Origin of the sequence: Micromonospora sp. KC723 (assembly GCF_004348595.1) — a bacterium.
Lineage (GTDB): Bacteria > Actinomycetota > Actinomycetes > Mycobacteriales > Micromonosporaceae > Micromonospora.
The window spans coordinates 1-20129 of sequence record NZ_SMKD01000055.1 but is presented as its reverse complement, the minus strand read 5'-3'; the positions used below and the strand labels follow the sequence as shown (position 1 = coordinate 20129).

The window sequence follows — 20129 nt, the reverse complement described above, 5'->3', positions numbered from 1 at the left end:
GCGACAGGGGTTCCGGTAGTCCTGGCGGAAAACCAACGTATATGGCTGACCAGGGCGAACGTGCTGAGCCGGGGCCTTCCCGAACCGACCATGCTGATCACCTCGCAGGGGACCGGCGGGGGAGGGTGGTAAAGGTGGTGTAAATATTTTCGCTTATCGCTGTAACAGCTGAACTGGAGGCCGGTGGCAGAGTGAAAGGGCCTAACTGCACCCAGTAGTGGCCCCGGGAGGAAACACGTGTCGCTGCCACCTCAGAACAACGTTCCTGATCTCGATGCCGGCGGTCCGGCAGCAAGTATCGACTATCCGCCGGACGGAGTGCGGTACAACCAGCCGCTGTCCATCAGCATCCAGGCCCCGCCGCACACCCGGATCACAGGGGTGAACCCACGGTGTACAGGGATGTCGTGTCCGGTGCAGATCGCCCCTGACGGCAAGTCCGCCACGGTGCAGAGCTCGTTCAGCCTCTATGACTTCAACGCCCCCTACACCGTTGACGTCGTCGCCGATATCGACGCTCCGCTGGCCGGGGGATCGTTCAGCGGTACCTTCACCATGAATGGGGTGACGCAGCCGCTCACCGTCAACATCAAGCCCGGCATCCAGGGGATCATCGCGGGTAACCTCCGCAACACTAGCCCCCAGGGCGGCGGCATACGCGTGCTCTCGGTCGACCCGGGCAGCAGCACCGAGGCCGCCGGACTCCTGCCCGGCGACCTCATCATCGAGGCGGCCGGCATCCTCACCCCCACGGTGAACGACCTGGACGCCGTTTTGAGGGGCAAGCGTTCGGGTGTCACCGTCCCGGTAGTCGTCCGGCGCGGGGGCCAGCTCGTGACCCTTCAGATCCCGCTCGACCCGGAGCCGTAGGAGACACCGAAGCGAGCCAAGCCAACACCGGTCCGGGCGCCCTGACCATACGGATCAGAGCCCTCGGGCCGCCTTTTGAGGCGGCAAGCTGCCACTTCAGGCCCGCCCGTAGCTTTCCAGCGAAAGAACAACTGCTAAGCAGCTGGTCTAGGGCTGGAGAAGCCTCCGCTGGCGTCCCGAAAACGACGTTCTCGGGACCCGGCCACCCACCGCCCCCGCTGGCCTGGGCCGTCGGGATCACCGCCCCGCCGTCACGCCATCGAACCCCTGACCCACTGGCGCACCCGAGACGCCCGGCGACTCGCCCCCGAGTGCACCGGGCAGGCCCTGCCCGCCGGCCGGATGCTCCGGCTCACCAAGACCCAGATCGAGATCATCGACGGGAACCTCCACCGGCCGCTGCGGCTGAACGGGACCGACCTGGGCGCTGTCCTGGACGCCGGCCGGGTCACCGACGAGCTGATCCGTCGCTGCGAGCAGGCCGTCATCGCCTGGCGCGACCACCTGGGCGGATTCCGGGGCGCCGGCTGGACCGACGTTGTCGACGCCTGCGGCCGGGCCGGAGAAGCCGTGTGGGCAGCGTGCCGGCCTGCCGATCCCGGCGAGCAACTCGACCTGTTCGCAGCCGCCGGCATCGAGAGCGGGGACCAGCCGTGATCAGGACCGCGACCCTCGGATGCTGCACGACGCCAGAACCAGCAGAGTTGGGAAACGGGCTCGGAAGGACGCTCGGGAGCGACTCTGCAGTCCAGCGCGGACAGCCTGATCCCGACAGCAGCCTCTTCGGACATGTCGCAACCTGCCGTACCCGAATGCCGGCAGACTCCTGGTCGCGGCGGCCGGGCGGGCCTGATCGCGGCACCGACCGCGCCTGCCGGCCTGGCCCGTCGGATAGCGCTGGCCGGGGCAGGTATGGCGGTCGTGGTCGAGCACCGGATGGGGCGGTTCGGGATGACCGGCGTTGGTGGCCGCCTCGTTGGCGGCGCGGCTCGGTCTCTTCCGGCCGACATGGCCTCGCGGGCCGAAGTGCACGGTCGTGCCGCAGGGGAGAGCGGCTCGACCAGGGCAGACATGTCGACCAACGGCACAGGAATATCCGCGGATACCACGTGACCAGCGTGCCGACCGATTCGTTGACCACACAGCTTCCAGTTGGACGGGCCAGGGATCACGCGATGACCAGCGACTACGACGACCAGCCGGTACGAATCCCTCCGGGGGCCATCGGGACGGTGGAGCGCAACCAACTCGTCGGCCACCGGTAGCCGGCCGCGACGAATGGCGGACCGGCAGAACAGACGTCCGGCTGAGCGGCAGATCGCCCGGGTGATGCGCAAGCCTGAGCAGCCGGAGCAGGCCAACTTTCTGGAGCTCTTCTTCGACCTGGCGTTCATCTTCGCGCTCACCCGGGTCACCCTGCCGTTGATCGATCGTCTCGACGTCGTCGGCGCCGCCCAGATGCTCGTGTTGCTGCTCGCCCTCTTCTGGCTGTGGTCCTTCACCGCCTGGGTGACCAACTACTTCAACCCGGAATCGAGCGAGATACAACTGCTCACCATCGTCAGCATGCTCGGCGCCGTGCTGATGGCGGCCGCGGAGCCCCGGGCGTTCGCGGATCAAGGCATGCTGTTCGCGGGCACGTACGTGGCCGTCCACATCGGCCGTACGCTCGCCATCGTCTACCTCCTCCGAGCCGACGAGCGGCGACTCAATCCCACCCGGATCCTGTTCTGGTTCGGTGTCTCCGCCGTGCCGTGGATCGCCGGCGCGCTCAACTCCGACAGTACGGCCCGACTGGCGCTGTGGGCGGTGGCGCTGGCGGTGGACTACACGGGCGGAAGGCTCCTGTGGCCCACGCCCAAACTGGGCCGGGTCCCAACGTCGCAGTGGGTGTTCGCCCCCGAGCATCTGGCCGAGCGGTACCGGCAGTTCTACGTCATCGCGCTTGGTGAGACGATCTTCATTCTTGGCCGCACGCTGTTCTACAGCGACCTCACCGCCGCCCGGATGGCGGCATTCGTGGTGGCGTTCACCACCACCGCGTTGATGTGGCGGATCTACATCCAGCGGGCCGGGCGGATCATGGGTGAGGCCATCAGGAGGTCGGCGCAGCCCAACCGGCTCGGTCGATCGATTGCCAACACCCACCTGCTGATGGTGATCGGCATCGTGTTCACCGCGGTGGGGTACGGGCTCGTCATCGGCGATCCGCTCGGGCACACCGACCTGTCGTGGCTCGGCCCGATTCTCGGCGGGCCGGCGCTGTTCATCGTCGGGCGGGCCCGCTTCGAGTGGGCGGTGTTCTCCCGTGTCTCACCGTCCCGGCTGGTCGCGCTGGTCGTGATGGCCGCCCTGGCGGCACCGCTGCTCCTCGGGCCGCCGCTGCTCGTCACGGTCACCGCCGCGACGGTCCTGACCGGAATGGCCGTAGCCGACGCGCGGCGTGCCCGGGGCTGCCCGCCCGAGAAGCCGTCACCACCCCGCCGGTAGCCAACAGGCCGGACGCGAAGCGGACAGCGGCATCGAACACGGCGTGCACCCCAACGAGATAAGCAGCCCCTTCGACCTGGTCGAAACCCTCGACTGGCTACGAACAAAACCTCAACGATCAGCAGGCGGCGGTTCTACGCCTGCTCGCCAGCGGCGCCAAAGACGATGCGATCGCTCGCAGCCTCGGCGTGTCCGCCCGCGCGGTGACCCGAACCGTGGGTGAACTCACCACCGTCTTGGGTGCGGGCAGCCGTTTCCAGGCCGGCGTGCGGGCCGCCAAGCTGGGTTGGCTTGACGGCTGACCTTGGCGACATGGGATTCAGGGCAGCCGACCGGAAAGCTTCCTCGACACGACGCAGAACGTTACCGCAGGACAAGCCGCAGCGGGCGCCACCAGGCTCGCTGGCGACGCCCGCTCGCCCTACTGCCATGATCGGGACAGAGCCCGTCGCCCGATGGCCGCACCCGCCGGCAGCAGTGCGAAGGTTGCCGCCATCGCGGGAGCGAGACCGACGACGTCGTGGACGGCCCCGACAGCGAGGTAGGCCGTGCCCGCCGCCGTCGTGCCGACGCCAAGGACGATGCCGGCGGCCGCTGCGGGTGCCTGTGGCAGGGCGTTCTGAGCGGCGACGACCAACAGCGGTTGACTGGCGTAGAGCAGAGCGCCTGCGGCGCTGGCCGCGACCAACGTCGCGGTTGCCCGGCGGCAGCACCAGCACGGCGGTCAGCGGTATCACGGCGGCCAGCAGCGACACGCTCGTGGTGCGGGCGTGTCCGAGGCGGTTGGCGAGCGCGCCGCTGGCCACCGCCCCAAGCCCGGCGGAGAGGGAGAACGCGGCGAGAACCCAGCCGAGCAGTGGCGCCTCGGTGGCCAGGCCGTGTTCGGAGACCAGCCACGGCGGTACGGCGCTGGTGAAGGTGAGGAAGGCCAGGCTGGCGATCGTGGCCGTCGCCGTGAGGCGGCCCAGCGGGCCGTTCAGGATGCGTGGCGTGATCCGTTGAGAGGTCGCGGCGGTCTGGTGCGGCTCCCAGTCAGGTAGCAACACGAGCAGGGCGACGGCGAGAATCAGACCCGGCACCATAAGCCACGGGCTCACGCCGACGCCGGACATGCCGACGAGGTAGAGGATGAGCACTGGGCCGGCGGCGAAGCCGGCCATGCTGCCGGCGGTAAACATGCCGAACGCCAGGCCAGGGTTTGCGCTGGTCGGGCCGCCGACGATGCTGGTTGCCACAGGGTGCAGGGCGGCGGAGCCGATGCCGCCGAGAGCGAGCAGCGCGGCCAGCAGGGCAGTGGTGCCGGCCGCGCCGGCCAGGCTGAGCGAGATGGCGGCCAGGGCCACCCCGACGGCGGCGACCCGACGCGCGTCGAGCCGGTCGGCGAGCGCGCCAAGCCAGGGCTGGGTGGCCGAGGAACTGATGCTGAATGTAGCCACCAGCAGGCTGACGGACACGCTCGACGCCCGCGCCGCCTGGCCGTTCCTGCTGCCCTTCGGCGTGTACGTGCTCCACACCCTGGAGGAGCTGCCCGGCTTTGCCGCCTGGGCCACCCGTCACTTCGGGCCCGAGACGACCGGTACGTTCGCCGGTTACCACATTCCCCTCATTCTGCTGGTGCTGGTCTGTTCCTGGCAGGCAGCGCGGACCGGCCGCAGTGGCTGGGTGGTGGCGGCGACCGCCTTCCAATGGCAGTTCGCCGTCAACGCCCTGTTCCACCTCACGACCTGGATCGCCTTGGGTGACTACTCGCCCGGCGCGGTCACCGCAGCCACCGTCTCGCTCCCAACCACCGTTTACTACCTGGCCTGGCTGCGCCGCCACCAGCGGGCCACCACCCGACAGCTCGCCGTGGCCATCACGCTCGGCACGCTCATCGCAGCCGCCGCGATCAGCTTTCTGTTGTTCCTCTAAGAACCAGGCCGTGGACGACAGCACCGACGCCCAACAGCCGCTGACCTTGGATTCCATCGACGACTACCTATCAGGAGGACACCGTTGATACCTCCCGCCGCCGTGCTCGTCTACCTGCTCGGCCTCATCTTGGCGTTCGGGCGTGGCGCACCCTCTCTAAGGAGTTGTTATGACCCCTCGCAGAAAGAAGCCTGCTTGCTGACCACCAATAAGGCGTAGCGGACGGCGAGGCTGTCGGCTACGTGACTGCACCCTGGCGGCGCGGCGGGACGGGCCTAGGCTGAGCGCACCTTTCGCCCGGCGACGCTCCGGAGGGAGCCGTCCCATGCCATCCATCCTCGCGACCGCTCTCCTCGCGGCCGCCTTGACGGCCGCACCCACCCTCGCATCCCCCGCCGTCGCCGCGTCCGTCGCGCCCGGCGCTCTGGCCGGCTACCGCATGGTGGACCTCGGCACCTTCGGCGGCGACAGCAGCTACGTCACGGCCATGAACGACCGCGGCGACGTGGTTGGCCGCGCCCAGGCCGCCGACGGCACCTTCCGCGGGTTCCTCTGGCGCGACGGTCGGATGATCGATCTCGGCGCCTTCAACCCGATTGATGTCAACGACCGCGGCCAGGTCGTCGGCGGCCGCGGCGACGGCTCCGGCGGGTACGTCTGGCACCGTGGTGTCCTGCGGTCGCTGGGCGACCCGTCCGCCCTGCCCGTGGCGATCAACGACCGCGGCCAGGTCGTCAGCCGCACCGCCGAAGGCCCTGTCCTGTGGACGAACGGCCGCGCCCGGCCCTTGCCCCTCGCCGAGGTGTCCGACGTCAACCAGCACGGCCAGGTCTCGGGCGGAATGCACGTGCCGGGCGGCTTCCATGCCGCCCTGTGGCACCGTGACCGGGTCACCGACCTCGGCGCCGGCCCTTTCAACCGCAGCAACACGTACGCCCTGAACGACCACGGCTGGGTGATCGGCTGGCAGTTCTCGGCCAAGCAGTTCCCGCGCGGCATCCTCTGGCGGCACGGCCGCGCCCTGGACGTCGGCACCCTCGGCGGCAGCTTCACGGAACTGCGGGCAATCAACAACCGCGGCGAGATCCTGGCCACCTCCCAGGCCACCGACGGAAGCGCCCGCCCGGCCCTGTGGCGGCGCGGCGTCCTGCACGACCTCAGCCTCGCCGGGGTCAGCACGGCGGGCACGGTCGTCGACCTCGATGACCGCGGCCGCATCGCCGCGTCGATCCGCCCGGTCTGGGGTGTCAGCCGCGCGGTCGTCTACCACCCGCGCTCGTTCGAAGGCTCGGCGGCACCCCGTCCGACCGCGTCCGGCTATACCGCTCGAGGAGCAGGCCGGTGAGCCACTTAGAGATCGTTTCACTTTGAGTTGTGGAGTATCCGGAGGCAGATGGTTGCGCAGGCCAGGCTGGGTAGGGCTTGGTGGATGTCGGCGCGTCGTTCGTAGCGGGTGCGTAGTCGATTGAAGGCATGCAGCCAGGCGAAGCTGCGTTCGACGACCCAGCGGCGACGGCCGAGGCCGGAGCCGTGTGGGTGACCGCGGCGGGCGATGAGCGGCGTGATCCCTCGGGCGCGCACGAGGTGGCGGTACCTGTCGTGGTCGTAGCCACGGTCGGCGTAGATCTCACGAGGACGGCGGGCAGGCCGGCCACGCCGGCCACGGATCGGCGGGATGGCGTCGATCAGCGGGATGAGCTGGGTGACGTCGTGCCGGTTGCCGCCGGTCAGCGTGACCGCGAGCGGTGTGCCGCCGGCGTCGGTGATCAGATGGTGTTTGCTGCCGGGCCGGCCGCGATCGACCGGGCTGGGGCACGAGCCGAGATCAACGGCGCGAGCCGCTCCCACAACCCATCAACGATCTCCCTCTCACGCACAGCCTATGGGCGTACGGTCTCGGGGGTGGGCCGGGTCGTCCGCGCGGAACCCGCTCACGCCCGTTGACGAGGCCGATTCTCCCCGTTGTCACGGGCCCGGTATTCGCGCGGACTCATGCCGTTGACCGCGGTGAAGTGACGCGAGAAGTAGAAGGGATCGTGGTAGCCGACGGCGGCGGCGATCTCGGCGATGCTGAGGGCACTGGCGACGAGTAGCTGACGGGCCCGCGCCATGCGCAGCCGTTTCGTGTACTCGGTCACCGAGAACCCGGTCAGGGAACGGAATCTTGCGGAGAAGTGGGACGTGCTGTAGCCCGCAAGTTCGGCCAGCTGACGGATGTTGAGCGACGCCGACAGGTGCGCGCGCAGATAGTCCTGGACGCGGGCGATCGGTTCACGGGTGACCCCCCGGCCGTCGCGTTCGGCGGCCAGCTGGGCGAGCAGATTCCAGGCCGCGCCGGCGGCCGCGGTGAGGCTCGCCGCCGTCTCGTCGCGCGCGAGCTCATCGCAGATGCTCTCGGCCAGCGCGAAGGCACGAAACGGGTCGGTCATCGGCGCGGTCGGCGCGGCCACGGTGAGCCCGATGGCGCTGAGCAGGTCGGGGACGTCGTCGCCGGTGACGTGCAACCACCAGATGGACCAGGGCTCCGCCTCGGCGGCATAGTACTGATGTGACACGGCCGCGGGAATGATGAGAACTTCGTTCGGGCCTACGTCATGCCGGGCCCCGGCGAGTTCACACCAGCCGCTCCCGTCGGTGCACATGATCACGATGGTCTCGGCAGCCCCTGCGCGCCGCCATCTACCGTGTCGGGCCGCATGCGGGAAGTAGCCAGCGTCGGTCACGAGCATCCGCGAGGTCGGCTTGCGCTGCAGCGCCTGCTTCGCCAGAAGTCGGGGCAGGACGTGCAGTCGCTGATCGGGAAAGCCGTCGCGAAGGTACATCTGCCGATCGTATGCGAATCATAGAACCGTCCAGGTTGGCCGTCGATCCGTACATTCCGAGAATCGCGCTCGCGGCCTAGGTTTCGTTCATGTCCCTGAGCCCCTTCGATCTGCCGCCTCGTCCGGATCGCTTGGCGAACGCGCCGGTGGCGGCGTGGGCTGCGCCGGTCACCATTCCGACCTACCTGCCCGAGGCACCGAGCCGGTACCCCGCCTACCTCGACCGCCGGGTCTATCAGGGATCGTCAGGCCGGGTGTTCCCCCTGCCGTTTCACGACCGAATCCAGGAGTCCCGCTCCGATCACCGTTGGCTGGGACTGCATGTGGAGAACGCGTACCTGCGGCTGCTGGTTCTGCCCGAACTCGGCGGGCGGATCCAGTTCGCAATCGACAAGCGCACCGGCTACTCGCTGTTCTACGCCAATCCGGTGATCAAGCCCGCGCTGGTCGGGCTCACCGGGCCCTGGTTGGCCGGTGGGGTGGAGTTCAACTGGCCGCAGCATCACCGTCCGGCGACCTTCCTGCCCACGACGTGGCAGGTGGACGAGGCCGCCGGCATCGTCTGGTGCTCCGATCACGACCCGTTCGCCCGGATGAAGGGCATGCACGGCGTACGGTTGGCGCCCGATTCGACGGTGATCGAACTGAAGGTCCGCCTCTTCAACCGCAGCGAGCAGGCGCAGACCTTCCTCTGGTGGGCGAACGCGGCGGCCCAGGTTCACAGCGACTATCAGTCGTTCTTCCCCGCCGACGTGACCGTGGTCGCCGATCACGCGAAGCGGGCGACCAGCACCTTTCCGGCCGCGACGAGCACGTACTACGGGATCGACTATCCGAACCGCCGCGACCTGGACCGCCGGCCGGACAGCGCGCGTCGCGTCCCGGGCGACCGGCTGGACTGGCCGCGCAACATCCCGGTACCGACGTCGTACATGTGCGTGGACTCGCGGGGTGACTTCTTCGGCGGCTACGACCATCGCGCCGGGGCCGGCTTCGTTCACTTCGCCGACCACCACTACGCGGTGGGCAAGAAGCACTGGACGTGGGGCGACGCACCCTTCGGGCACGCCTGGAACCGCAATCTCGCCGACGACGACGCCGCCTACATCGAACTGATGGCCGGCGTGTTCACCGACAACCAGCCGGACTTCTCACACCTCGCTCCCGGCGAAACCAAGACCTTCTCCCAGTACTGGTATCCGCTGGCCGGCACCGGCCCGGTGGTCGCGGCGAGCCTCGACGCGGCCCTGGGGATCGAGCGCGGGACGGCGCAGACGGTGCTCCGCTTCGACGCGACGCGCGACCTGGGCACGGTCGAACTGCTGGTGCAGGACCACCATGGCGACCAGCTGCACAGCGAGCGGTTCGAGCTCGGGCCGGACGCCCGGCCGTCCGTCGTCGTCGCGACGGCACCGCACGCCGTTGAGCTGCACCGCGACGGGCGGTGCCTCCTGCGCTGGCAGCGTCCCGCGGCGGCCGCAGGCACCGATGAGGCGGCCCGGGTGAGGATGCAGCCGGCTCAGGAGCCAGCCCCGCCTACCGAGATAGCCTCCGCCGAGGTGCTGTACCTCACCGGCCGTCACCTCGAGCAGTACCGGCATGCGACCCGCTCCCCGGAGCCGTACTGGGCGCAGGCGCTGGTCCACGATCCGGGACACACCGCGACGCACACCGCTCTCGCGGCCCGCCGGTACGCCGAGGCTCGCTTCGCGCAGGCCGAGGAACACCTGCGAGCCGCACTGGACCGACTGACGGCGTTGAACCCGAACCCGGACAGCGGGGAGGCTCACTACCTGCTCGGGCTCACCCTGGCCCGCCGCGGACGCGACGACGAGGCGTACGCCGCGTTCGCCAAGGCGACCTGGCTCGCCCCCTGGACGGGCCCCGGGAACCATCAGCTGGCGGTGATCGACGCCCGCCATGGCCGAAATGATCAGGCACTAGAGAGGGCGAGCGCGGCCCTACGCGCGCAACCCGAACAGCTGCAGGTCCGCGATCTCATCGTGGTACTGCTGCGCCGGCTGGGCCGCGCAGCGGAGGCCGAGCATGTCCTCGCCGAGACGCTCACACTGGATCCGCTGGACATCTGGGCGCTGCAGCTGGCCGGCCGGCTCGAGGCAGCCCAGGGGCACAGGGAAGCCCAGACACTGCTCGACGTCGCACTCGAGCACGCCCGGATCGGTGAACTCGAGACGGCCACGGCCCTGTTCACCGACGCGCGATCCGCCGACGCGCACCGCCCACTCGGTCAGACGGCCTGTGCGGTGCTCGCCGACTACCACGCCGCGGTCGTTGCCGACCGCCTCGGTGATTCGGTAGCTGCGGCAACGGCCCGGGCCCGCGCCCGCGCCCGCGAACGGACCTGGAACTTCGCCACCCGCCTCGACGACGTCGCCGCACTGGAGGCGGCACTGGCAGCCGACCCGGCCGATGCCACCGCAGCCGCCCTGTTGGGCCACTGGTACTACGCCCACAACCGGGTCGACGACGCCATCGACTGCTGGCGGCGGTCAGCCACACACGACGGGTCCGATCCCGTCGTGTGGCGCAACCTCGGGATCGCCAGCTACAACCACCGGCACGATCCCGAGGCCGCAACCGCGGCTTACGAGCGGGCACTGCGGCTCGCGCCGGGTGATCCCCGCCTGCTGAGCGAGATTGATCAACTACTCAGGCGCATCGGGGCACCGGCGGGCGACCGCCTCCGTCGGCTCGAGGACGTGCCGTTGGCCCTGCTCAAGCGGGACGACCTGGCTGTGGAGTACGCCCATCTACTGGTCACCGCCGGCCGGCCGGCGCACGCCCTGGCGGTCTTCGAACAGCGTCAGTTCCAGCCGTGGGAGGGCGGCGAGGGCCAGGTGCTTCGGGCATGGGAACGCACGCGACTCGCCCTGGCGGACGAGGCTCTGGACCGCGGGGACGCCGCGGCAGCTGCCGCACACGCCGAACTGGCACTGCAGCCGCCGCCGTCTCTGGGCGAGGCCCGCCACCCGCTGGCCAGTCCGGCCCGGCTGCTCCTCACCCTGGGCAAGGCCCTGGAGGCGACGGGGGAACACGACAGCGCCGAGCGGTACTGGCGGGAGGCCGCCGCGTCGCGGGGCGACTTCACCGAGATGAACCCGTCCGGCTTCTCGGAGAACACCTACTTCTCGATCCTGGCCGACCGCCGGCTCGGCGAGTCCGCCCACGCCGACGAGTCGGTAGCCGGCCTCGCGCAACACGCCGAGCGACTTGCCCGGACACCGACGGTCATCGACTACTTCGCCACCTCGCTGCCGTCGCTGATGCTCTTCGACGACGACCCGCAACGGCGCGTCGACCTCACCGTCGAACTGCTTCGCGCGCAACTCGCCATCCTCGCGAGCGATCCGGCCACCGCCCGGAACCACCTCGACGCCGTCCTCGCGGCCGACCCCAGCCACGAGTTGGCCCGAGACCTCAACCTCCACCTCGACCGCACCGGGAGCCTTCCATGAGCTACGTTCCCGTTCCCCCGCCGGCGCACGTCCCAGACCGCTTGGCCATCACGCTCTGGGACTTCTCCTGGTACGTGCGCACCGGGCCGGGAGAGCCGTTCGAGGATCTCGACCGGGCATTCGCCGCAGCCGTCGAGCGCGGCTACAACGCGGTGCGGATCTGTGCCATGCCATACCTGCTGTTCGGCAGCGGTCTGGACACCTCTGCGCTGCGGCTCGGGCCGTTGGGCGGCGACTACGGGCAGCGAGTGCGCTGGTACGACGTCCGGCAGCCGACGGTCATCGATGCGCGCGCGCACATGCTGGAGCTGTTCCGGGCCGCGAAGCGGCACGGCTGCTTCGTCATCCTCTCCTCCTGGGAGTACCAGCAGAGCTCCTCCTTCGCCGCCGACCCCAGCTGGTGCGAGGCCCTGCTGGCCATCGAGCCGCAGCGGCGGGCCGAAGCGCAAGCGGTCGCCCTCGCCGACCTCGTCGACTTCCTGACCGAGCACCAGCTCGACGACCGGCTTGCGTTCACTGAGATCCACAATGAGGTCCAGGCCGGTTACCTGGCTGACGGCCTGACCGGTGACGAGGAGGAACGATTGACGGCCCTGCGACCGCGGCTGGAGCGGGCGCTGACCGTTTTCCACAACCGTCAACCCGGCCGGCCGGCGACGGTGAACTACGCAGGGGTGCCGGCTGGCACCATGCGCGCCATTCCGGAAACGATCGACGTGTTGGCCTGCAACCCCTACGTCTACGGGGTGCTGGGCGCGTTCATCGAAACCTACGGGCTGCGCGGTGACCCTCAGGCCTTCGACCAGGCGCGCGCCGGACACGACATCCTCCGACCCGGAGCCCCCAGGCTGGCCGACTGGTCGCCGGACCATGCCTGGCGGCAGACCGCGACCATCGTGTCCAGACCGGAGATCTTCGTGCACGACTGGGGCGACGCCGAGGCAATCGACCGCTGGCTCTACCGGCACTACCCGGCATGGGAGAAGGGGATGGCGACCACGCTGCGGATCTGGCTGGACATCGCGCACGACTGGGCGACCCAACGCGGCGTGCCGATCGTATTCGGGGAGGGCTGGATCGGTTACACCCCGCGCGACGGACGGTTCGAGGAGGGCCCGATAGGTGCCGAGTTCTGCCGGCTGGCGACCGATGAGTCGCTGCGGGTCGGTGCCTGGGGAACGATCGTCTGCTCCAACGCCGCCCCGCACCACGCGATGTGGGACGACGTCGCCCTCCAGCGGCAGTGCAACGAGGCATTCCGTACCGGCGCCCGCCTTCGGCCGCCGCGCTTCACTTGATCTTTAACCTATTGGGCGATGGCATCGACCCCGGCTGATCAGGGTACAGCCCCTTGATCGATTATCCTTTCTGCCTACACCACGTCCCGCAACTGGCCGGCGGTGACCGTGGCGGCGTCGTCGCCGGGTTCCAGCCGGCGGGCGTCCCACGGCACGGTCCACGAGGTGTGCTCGGCCTCCAGAGCGGTCACGGACGAGTATGGCCAGGCCGGAACCCCGATGTGGGGTGTCCGTGCCGCGCCCGTAGGTGTGGCACAGCACCCCACTGCGGGCAGGTGTGCTCCGGCCGCAACCAGCACCTCGATCAGGTGAAGGGGTACGGGCCGAAGCGGCCCCACGCCACCGCACCGGCTAGCAGGGCCAACACAAGGTTCGTCACGATCGCGCTGGGCTCCTTGCGTCTGGCGTGGGTTATCGCTGCCCCGACCATCAGCAGTACGAGGCCGACGGCGGCCAGCGGCACCAGGACGGGGATGTCCAGCGCGGCGGGCAGGATCAACCCGACCGCGGCCAGCGCCTCCAGGGCGCCGATCAGCTTGATCATGCCGGGAGAGAATTCCTCGGCCCACGACATGTTCGGCGAGGTGACGAGCTTGTCCTTCGGCTGGGCCAGTTTCGCGCCGCCAGCGGCCAGGAAGACCGCGGCGAGCAGACCGGCCAGAATCCATAGAACGATGTTCATGAGTTGACCAATCAGGGGGTCAGACAGGCCCCGACGTTCTCGTGATGCGTCCCGATGCGCTCCGGTGGCGCGACCTCGGCTCCAACAGCCGTGACCAGCGACAAGGTCGGGCTAGCCGCAGCCGTCACGACGGGACGGAAGCGGCCTTTCGCGGGAACGCCGGGGCCGTGGGGGGCGGGTCGCCGTCAGGCGCTGGCGAAGGCGTGCTTGTGTGCGTTCAGCCACTGCTGGAACGTCTGCAGTTGCGGGTTCAGGTCGCGGACGACGTTGAGGTCGCGGACCGCGTTGAACTGCGGCACTTCCGCGTAGAACTGGAACATGTTCCCGGTCTCGGCCGCGGCGGGGAACGGCTGCGCCCGTACCGCGTCGAAGGGCACCGGCGCGTACACCACCTCTTCGCCCAGCACCGCGCTGAGCTGCTCGGCCATCTGCGTGCCGGTCAGGTGCTCGCCGGCGATCGACACGGTGCGGCCCACGAGGTCACCGCCGCGGCGGAAGATGCCGTAGGCGGTCTTGCCGATGTCTTCGGCGGCGATGCCGGCCAGCGGACTGTCAGCCATCGGCATGGCCAGCACGAGCCGGCCGTCGTCTCCCCGTTTCGGTGCCATCGGGCCAAGCAGGTTCTCCCAGTAGAAAGTGGTCTGCAGGAAGGTGCTCGGCACCCCGGCATCGGTGAAGAACTGGTTGGCCTCGGCCTTGGCATCGAAGTGCGGCACCTTGTAGCTACCCATCAGCGTCGGCATGCGCTCGTCGTGCAGCGGGATGTACTCGCGGGTGTCGTCCAGCGTCGACCAGATCACATGGGCCACGCCGGCGGTCTTGGCGGCCCGGGCCATGGTTGCCGCATCCTGCTTCTCCTGCTCGGGTGACATGTGCTCCCAGAAGTTGGTCACCAGGAACGCCCCATACGCCCCATCGAACGCCTTCGTCATGCTCCACTGGTCGCTGATGTCGGCCTCTACCACCTCGGCGCCCAGGGCCGTGAGCTCGCGTGCGGTGTCCGAGTCGGGACGGCGTGTCAGCGCACGTACCGCGAACCCACCACCGGCGTCGGCCAGGATCGCCCTGGCCAGCCCGCCACCTTGAGCTCCGGTCGCGCCGACCACCGCGATCACTCTCTGTTCCGCCACGGTCTTCTCCTTTGTTGGGTCAGGGGCGACACACCACCGCTACACGGCATGTCACCTACCTCCACACCCGAATACACATGATGTGTCATGTACCCTAGTCACAGGTGAATGACATGTCAAGCAACCAGGTAAACTCTTTGTTCATGAACGGCAGACCCGCCTGGCTGAGCCCCGCCGAGCAGCACGCCTGGCGCACCTTCATCCGCCTGCACCAGAAGCTCTGGGCCACGCTGGAGCGTGACCTGAAGGCGCACAAACTGTCCGGTCCGGACTTCCAGATCCTCGTCGCCCTCACCGACACCCCCGACGGTCGGCAACGATTCCAGGACCTCGCCAACACCATCGAGTGGGAACAGAGCCGCCTGTCCCACCAGATCGCCAGGATGATCAAACGCGGCCTGGTGGTCCGGGAAGAATGCTCGGAGGACGGGCGCGGTGCCTTCGTCGCCATCACACCGGCCGGCCGCACAACCATCGAGGCCACGGCACCCCACCATGTAGCCACGGTCCGCCACCTGGTCATCGACGCCCTTGGCCCGGATGACCTCGCCACCCTCGCACGGCTCTCCAACCGCATCCTCGAACAACTGGACAACGCGCCACCGCCACCCTCACCGCAGTCCTCGCACTGGTGACACCGCCGGGTCGACCTCGCCGAGGCGGTCCTCTGCCACGCCCGGCGCGCCGACCACGGCGGGCGGAGTACCGGCTGCCGGACGCGGCCGAGAAGGGCACGGCGGAGACCTTGCACGCCGAACTGGGCGACGCCAGCGCGTACATGCGGGAGCCTCCTGCACCGGTGGCCTCGCCCTCTGCGACCGCCTCACCCACCATGATGACGTCGCCACCGCTGGGCCGGCCCGCCCAGTGCGCCGGGAGTTCGTCGATCACCTGCCACTTAATACTGCAACGGCAGTAGGCGAATCGTCTTCGGGTCGGATTCGTTGGTCTGCCTGTGGTGGACGTTGATGTCGATCGTTGGCATGCGGAACTAGATCAGCTTCATGCGCGGATCGGTGTGCGGTTTCGCCGATCGGAGCCGCGTCGGCGGGCGCGGCAATACCTGTGTGGGCTGGTCTCGGGCTTGGGCCGTAAGAACGGGTGGACCCTGGCTGAGCAGGCCGGGGATGTGTCGCCGGACGGGATGCGGCGGGTGTTGTGGTGGGCGGACTGGAACGTCGATGCCGTCCATGACGACGTGCGTGGGTATGTGTTCGAGCATCCCGGTGATCCGGGCGGACGGAGAACTGCCAGGTCGGGGTGTTCCTGGCCTACCGCACGTCCAAAGGTCACGCGTTGATCGACCGGCAGCTGTACCTCCCGACGTCGTGGACCGACGACCGGGACCGGTGTCGGGCAGCGAGGATCCCCGGACGAGGTCGAGTTCGCCACCAAGGTGCAGATGGCCCGCACCATGCTGGCCCGCGCCCTCGATAGCGGGGTGCCGGTGGGGTGGGTGACCATGGACGAGGCCTACGGGCAGTCGAAGTCGCTGCGGGTCTGGCTGGAACACCGGGATGTGGGCTATGTGGTCGCGACCCGCCGCAACGACGACATGATCACCACGACAATGGAGACCGCCCGCGCCGAGGAGTTGATCGCCGCCCTGCCCGCTCGGGCGTGGTGCCGACTCTCGGCCGGTGCCGGAGCGCACGGCCCACGCGAGTACTGGTGGGCTCGGGTGCCGGTACGGATCTGTCGGCGGCCGGGCGGCGGTCATTGGCTCCTGGCGCGGGGCAGCATCACCACCGGCGAGATCGCCTACTACGTCTGTTACGGGCCACGCCGCACCCGGCTGTCGACCTCGCTCGTGTCGCCGGCGCGAGGTGGGCGATCGAGGAGTGCTTCCAGCAGGCCAAGAACGAAGCCGGCCTCGACGAGTACCAGGTCCGTGACTGGCGGGCCTGGTACGCCCACATCACCCTGGCGATGGCCGCCCATGCCTGGCTGTCCGTGGCTCGATCCCTTACGACAAAAGGGAATCCAGCACCGAGGACGGCATGATGATCGGCTACACGGTACCGGAGATCCGAAGCTGCTCACCGCACTCGTAGTGCGATCAGGTCACCCACCGGAGCGGGCCTGGGCCTGGTCCCGATGGCGCAGGAGACGCCAACACCAAGCCAGGACCTGCCACTACCGACGATGCGGCTACCCCTGACGAACTGCCGTTGCAGTATTAGTCCGTTGCTGCGGAGGAAGGGCGGTAGCTGCACGTAGCCGTTCAGGTTGTAGGGCTGTGAAGGCGCGCGGTGGTGCCTGCGGTGCCGGTGTTCGGGCGCTGGATTCCGACTTGCCGGAGCAGCACGACGCTCGGCAGGTCGGTGCCGACCTGCCGGGCGTAGGGGTCGTGGTCTCAGTGGTTCCGTGTGGCGCTCCGTCGGCCCGGTCGTCCGGCCCTGCCTGCTCGGCGCGTCCGCCGTGCCCCGCTTCCAGGTCGGTCCGACGACCGCCGTGACGGCTACGAGCCCGCGAGGCTCACTGCTCGATGTGGAAGGTGACCTTCGCCTGTTCGACGGTTTCCTGGACGCCCCGCACCTGGCCGCGCGTGCAGCCCCAGCCAGCCGGGGGATGGGTCACCCTTGACCTCGCCGACGTACAGCGCCAGTTGCTGGCGGAAGCGCTCGGCAAGGCCGCGGTCGCTCATGAAGCGGTCGAAGCCGTCGAGGTTGGCGTTGGGGTAGTCCCAGATGGGCCGGTAGCCCTGGGGCGGTGCGACATCGGTGCGGACGGACCACATGTAGAAGTCGGACTGGGTCTGCTTCGACAACCACCAGTTCAGGTACAGCTTGGCCGCCGCGGGGTGCCGAGCGCCGGCGAGAATGGCAGCCCGCTGAGCCCACGCCATGAACGGGTCGTGCGTCGGCACGAGGAAACGGGTCTTCACGCCCGCGCCAGGAGTGAGCGCGCCGTCGGTGCCGAGCGCGACGGCGGCGCTGCCCGCCTCTACCCGGTCGGCGGGTTCCTGCGTGCCCCGCACCCAGGCCACGTCCTGGGCGACGAACCTGTTCAACCAATCCCAGCCGTACTTGTCGACAATGAGCTTGTACAGGTACAGCACCGCATCGTCGTCGTTGGGGTAGGTCGAGACGATCCGGCCCTTCCAGCGCGGGTCGAGCAGGTCCACGGCGGTCGCGGGTGCCTTCGCCCCCACCTGGTCGATGTTGTAGATCGTGGAGAACGCGTCGACGAAGATGCCGGTCCAGGCGCCGTCGCGATCCTTGAACGCGGGGTGGATACGGGAGAACCCGGCCGGCTTGTAGGGCAGAAGCACCCCTTGGTTCTTCCAGCGGGGGAAATCCTGGAGGGTCTGCAGCTGAACCACGTCGGCGACGAGGGTGCGGGTGTCGAGCTGGTTGTCGACACGGGCGTCGTGGAACTTGCTGTAGTCCACGACCATGTTCACGGTGACGCCGGGGAACGCCTTTTCGAAGGCCGCCTTGTTGCCGTCCTGCTGGGTGGCGGTGTCCCCGCCCGCGTAGACCGTCAGGGTGCCGCCCTCGGCCTTCGCCTCCCGGTACAGCTGCTGCAGGCTCTTGGTCTCCTCGTGCACCGAGCCGGGACGTACGGCCGAGCGGGCTGGGCTGGCCGCAGCGCTGTTCTCCCTCGCGGCGCCCATGACGGTCGCCGCGGTCGCGAGTGAGCCGCCCACCAGAACCTGACGTCGCCCGATCGCCATGATGACTCCCTTCCGATGGTGTCATGTCCAGGCCTGAGATTAGCTGCCTCCGCAGCTAATTCGCATGTGGCGATGGCGAGTATGGTGTTAATCACTCGCAGGATTACTACACGTATTTCCGGTTATGCCCGCCGCGCACCCGCTTGTAGATTGCTGTACAGTCAGGCTTATGAGCGACGGCGGAACGGTGCCCGAAACCCTCGTGAACGATGAGGCGGTGGTTCTGTACGGCGACATCCTGCGCGTCACGGACACCATCGGTGGGCGATCCGAGCAGATCATCCGCGAGGCATCGGGGCTCGGCGGTTCCGAGTTCGAGGTATTGCTGCGGCTGGCGCGGCACCCCGAGGGCCGGACCACCAGCGCCCGCCTGGCCGAGGACCTCTCCTTCACCTCCGGTGGCCTCACCCGCCTGATCGCCCGCATGGAACAGGCAGGGCTGCTGGTGCGTCACCCCCACCCCGACGATCGCCGGGCGGCCCTGCTGGAGCCGACCTCCGACGGCAGGCAACGGCTGCGGCGGGCCCTGCAGGCGCACGTGCCGCAGGTCAACCAGGACCTGCTCGGAGCGCTCACTCCGGTCGAGCGCCTCATCCTGCGGGAACTGGTGACGAAGGTGCTCGAGCACTCTCCGCGTGGGCTCGTGCAGAACGAGTCGCAGCCTCACCTCCCGCTCCCGAATCCCTCGAATCCGACGAACGGAGGACCCTCGTGAAGATCCTTGTCATCGGCGCCACCGGCATGATCGGCTCGCGCATCGTCGCCGAGGCCCTCAACCGCGGTCACCAGGTCACCGCCGCGTCCCGTTCGGGCCGCTCGGACGGCCTGCCCACCGACCCGACACTGACCGCTGTGGCCCTGGACGCCGCCGCGCCATCCGCGGTGGCCGAGCAGCCCGCCGGTCACGACGCGGTGATCTCCGCCGTCTCCCCGCCCCGCGACGGCTCCGACCCCGCCGCCCCGCTGCTGGGCACCTACCGCTCGCTCGTCGAAGGTCTGCGCACCGCGGGCGTACGCCGCCTGATCGCCGTCGGCGGCGCGGGCAGCCTCAAGACCGCGTCCGGACAGGACCGGGTCGACAATCCCGACTTCCCCGCCATCTACAAGGCCGAGGCGCTCGCCCAGCGCGACCTGCTCAACCTCCTCCGCGCCGAGGCGACCGACCTCGACTGGACGTACGTCTCACCCGCCGACCACATCGCCCCAGGTGAGCGCACCGGCACCTTCCGGCGTGGTGGCGACCAGCTGCTCGCCGCGACCGACGGCAGCAGCTTCATCAGCGCGGAGGACTACGCCGTCGCGCTGGTGGACGAATTCGAGACCAACGACAACATCCGCCGCCGCATCACCGTCGCCTACTGACCCGACCGCCCGTTTCCGGGCGAGCTGGCAGGGCGCCCGGCGGAAAACGGGCGCCGGGGGCAGCCGCCGCGGAAGCCATGGCGCAGGCCCAGGTGCCCGCGGATGCCTGTGCGCGCCCACCGCCAGAAAGAGCTGTCAGTCTCGACTCCACCGCGACACTTGTCTCGGTATCGCGACCGGGCCTTCGCCGGTCATGATCTAGGGTTGGGTGTCGAGAGGAGTATCGGCGCAGTGGTTGAGCAAGCAGAGATCTCAACGGCCAAGGAAGCCGCGGACCACGAGCTGATACTGGCCTTTGGTCGGTTGCAGGGGGCGGCCAATCGGCTGGAGTACATCCTGGGCCGGGCGATCGAACAGGAGTGCGGAATCAGCCATCTGATGTTCGAGGTACTCCTGATCTTGGGCAGGG

Annotated in this window: 15 protein-coding genes and 4 pseudogenes; 12 read left to right on the top strand and 7 right to left on the bottom strand. The window is 69.0% G+C overall.

Annotated elements, in window-relative coordinates:
* Window positions 1-237 precede the first annotated feature (237 nt).
* The 4 genes from E1165_RS14605 to E1165_RS30755 all read left to right on the top strand — a co-directional run bounded on the left by E1165_RS14605 (window position 238) and on the right by E1165_RS30755 (window position 3662).
* Complete coding sequence (locus E1165_RS14605) at window positions 238-870, top strand: PDZ domain-containing protein (protein WP_132391740.1); 633 nt, start codon at window positions 238-240, stop codon at window positions 868-870.
* Window positions 871-1212: 342 nt separating this feature from the next.
* Entirely contained in the window at window positions 1213-1527 is a 315-nt protein-coding gene (locus E1165_RS14600; protein ID WP_132391738.1) for a hypothetical protein, read from the top strand.
* A gap of 672 nt (window positions 1528-2199) precedes the next feature.
* Complete coding sequence (locus E1165_RS14595; RefSeq protein WP_132391736.1) at window positions 2200-3360, top strand: low temperature requirement protein A; 1161 nt, start codon at window positions 2200-2202, stop codon at window positions 3358-3360.
* 140 nt (window positions 3361-3500) lie between these two features.
* A complete protein-coding gene (locus tag E1165_RS30755; protein ID WP_165945224.1) occupies window positions 3501-3662 on the top strand; it encodes a hypothetical protein in 162 nt (53 codons plus the stop codon).
* A 456-nt stretch (window positions 3663-4118) separates the two neighbouring features.
* Here E1165_RS30755 and E1165_RS30750 read toward each other — a convergent pair.
* A pseudogene (locus E1165_RS30750) lies at window positions 4119-4796 on the bottom strand (MFS transporter); the annotation flags it as partial.
* Between E1165_RS30750 and E1165_RS14585 the strand changes: the two are divergent.
* Entirely contained in the window at window positions 4765-5271 is a 507-nt protein-coding gene (locus E1165_RS14585; RefSeq protein WP_165945221.1) for an HXXEE domain-containing protein, read from the top strand. The pseudogene E1165_RS30750 and the gene E1165_RS14585 sit on opposite strands and share 32 nt — an antisense overlap.
* A 325-nt stretch (window positions 5272-5596) precedes the next feature.
* The gene (locus E1165_RS14580; protein ID WP_132391730.1) at window positions 5597-6616 is read left to right on the top strand and encodes a hypothetical protein; all 1020 of its coding nucleotides are present in this window, start codon (window positions 5597-5599) and stop codon (window positions 6614-6616) included.
* Window positions 6617-6633: 17 nt separating this feature from the next.
* Here the strand turns inward: E1165_RS14580 and E1165_RS14575 are convergent.
* Window positions 6634-7083: pseudogene (locus tag E1165_RS14575) on the bottom strand (IS5 family transposase); the annotation flags it as partial.
* A gap of 119 nt (window positions 7084-7202) precedes the next feature.
* On the bottom strand, window positions 7203-8093 hold the full coding sequence (locus E1165_RS14570) for an AraC family transcriptional regulator (protein WP_132391728.1): 891 nt from the start codon (window positions 8091-8093) through the stop codon (window positions 7203-7205).
* Between the two features lie 89 nt (window positions 8094-8182).
* On the opposite strand from E1165_RS14570, the gene E1165_RS14565 reads away from it, so the two are divergent.
* Together E1165_RS14565 and E1165_RS14560 are read left to right on the top strand one after the other, a co-directional pair.
* A complete protein-coding gene (locus E1165_RS14565) occupies window positions 8183-11569 on the top strand; it encodes a DUF5107 domain-containing protein (RefSeq protein ID WP_132391726.1) in 3387 nt (1128 codons plus the stop codon).
* Window positions 11566-12867 (top strand): cellulase-like family protein, encoded by a 1302-nt coding sequence (locus E1165_RS14560; RefSeq protein WP_132391724.1) that lies wholly within the window; start codon window positions 11566-11568, stop codon window positions 12865-12867. Before E1165_RS14565 ends, E1165_RS14560 begins: the two co-directional genes overlap by 4 nt.
* A gap of 77 nt (window positions 12868-12944) precedes the next feature.
* On the opposite strand, the pseudogene E1165_RS30745 reads toward E1165_RS14560, so the two are convergent.
* From E1165_RS30745 to E1165_RS14550, 3 genes and pseudogenes are all read right to left on the bottom strand, one after another.
* Window positions 12945-13165, bottom strand: a pseudogene (locus E1165_RS30745) (transposase); the annotation flags it as partial.
* Between the two features lie 6 nt (window positions 13166-13171).
* Window positions 13172-13549, bottom strand: a complete 378-nt coding sequence (locus tag E1165_RS14555) for a DoxX family protein (protein WP_132391722.1) — start codon at window positions 13547-13549, stop codon at window positions 13172-13174.
* Window positions 13550-13734: 185 nt separating this feature from the next.
* On the bottom strand, window positions 13735-14664 hold the full coding sequence (locus tag E1165_RS14550) for an NmrA/HSCARG family protein (RefSeq protein ID WP_243704767.1): 930 nt from the start codon (window positions 14662-14664) through the stop codon (window positions 13735-13737).
* A 158-nt stretch (window positions 14665-14822) separates the two neighbouring features.
* On the opposite strand from E1165_RS14550, the gene E1165_RS14545 reads away from it, so the two are divergent.
* Window positions 14823-15314, top strand: a complete 492-nt coding sequence (locus E1165_RS14545) for a MarR family winged helix-turn-helix transcriptional regulator (RefSeq protein WP_132391718.1) — start codon at window positions 14823-14825, stop codon at window positions 15312-15314.
* Window positions 15315-15637: 323 nt separating this feature from the next.
* Window positions 15638-16683: pseudogene (locus tag E1165_RS14535) on the top strand (IS701 family transposase).
* 457 nt (window positions 16684-17140) lie between these two features.
* On the opposite strand, the gene E1165_RS14530 reads toward E1165_RS14535, so the two are convergent.
* Window positions 17141-18358, bottom strand: a complete 1218-nt coding sequence (locus E1165_RS14530) for an ABC transporter substrate-binding protein (protein WP_132391716.1) — start codon at window positions 18356-18358, stop codon at window positions 17141-17143.
* 169 nt (window positions 18359-18527) lie between these two features.
* On the opposite strand from E1165_RS14530, the gene E1165_RS14525 reads away from it, so the two are divergent.
* Window positions 18528-19073, top strand: a complete 546-nt coding sequence (locus tag E1165_RS14525) for a MarR family winged helix-turn-helix transcriptional regulator (protein ID WP_132391714.1) — start codon at window positions 18528-18530, stop codon at window positions 19071-19073.
* Window positions 19070-19720: an NAD(P)-dependent oxidoreductase gene (locus tag E1165_RS14520; RefSeq protein ID WP_132391712.1), complete on the top strand. Its 651-nt coding sequence runs from the start codon at window positions 19070-19072 to the stop codon at window positions 19718-19720. The genes E1165_RS14525 and E1165_RS14520 overlap by 4 nt, the downstream gene beginning before the upstream one ends.
* Window positions 19721-20129: the final 409 nt, after the last annotated feature.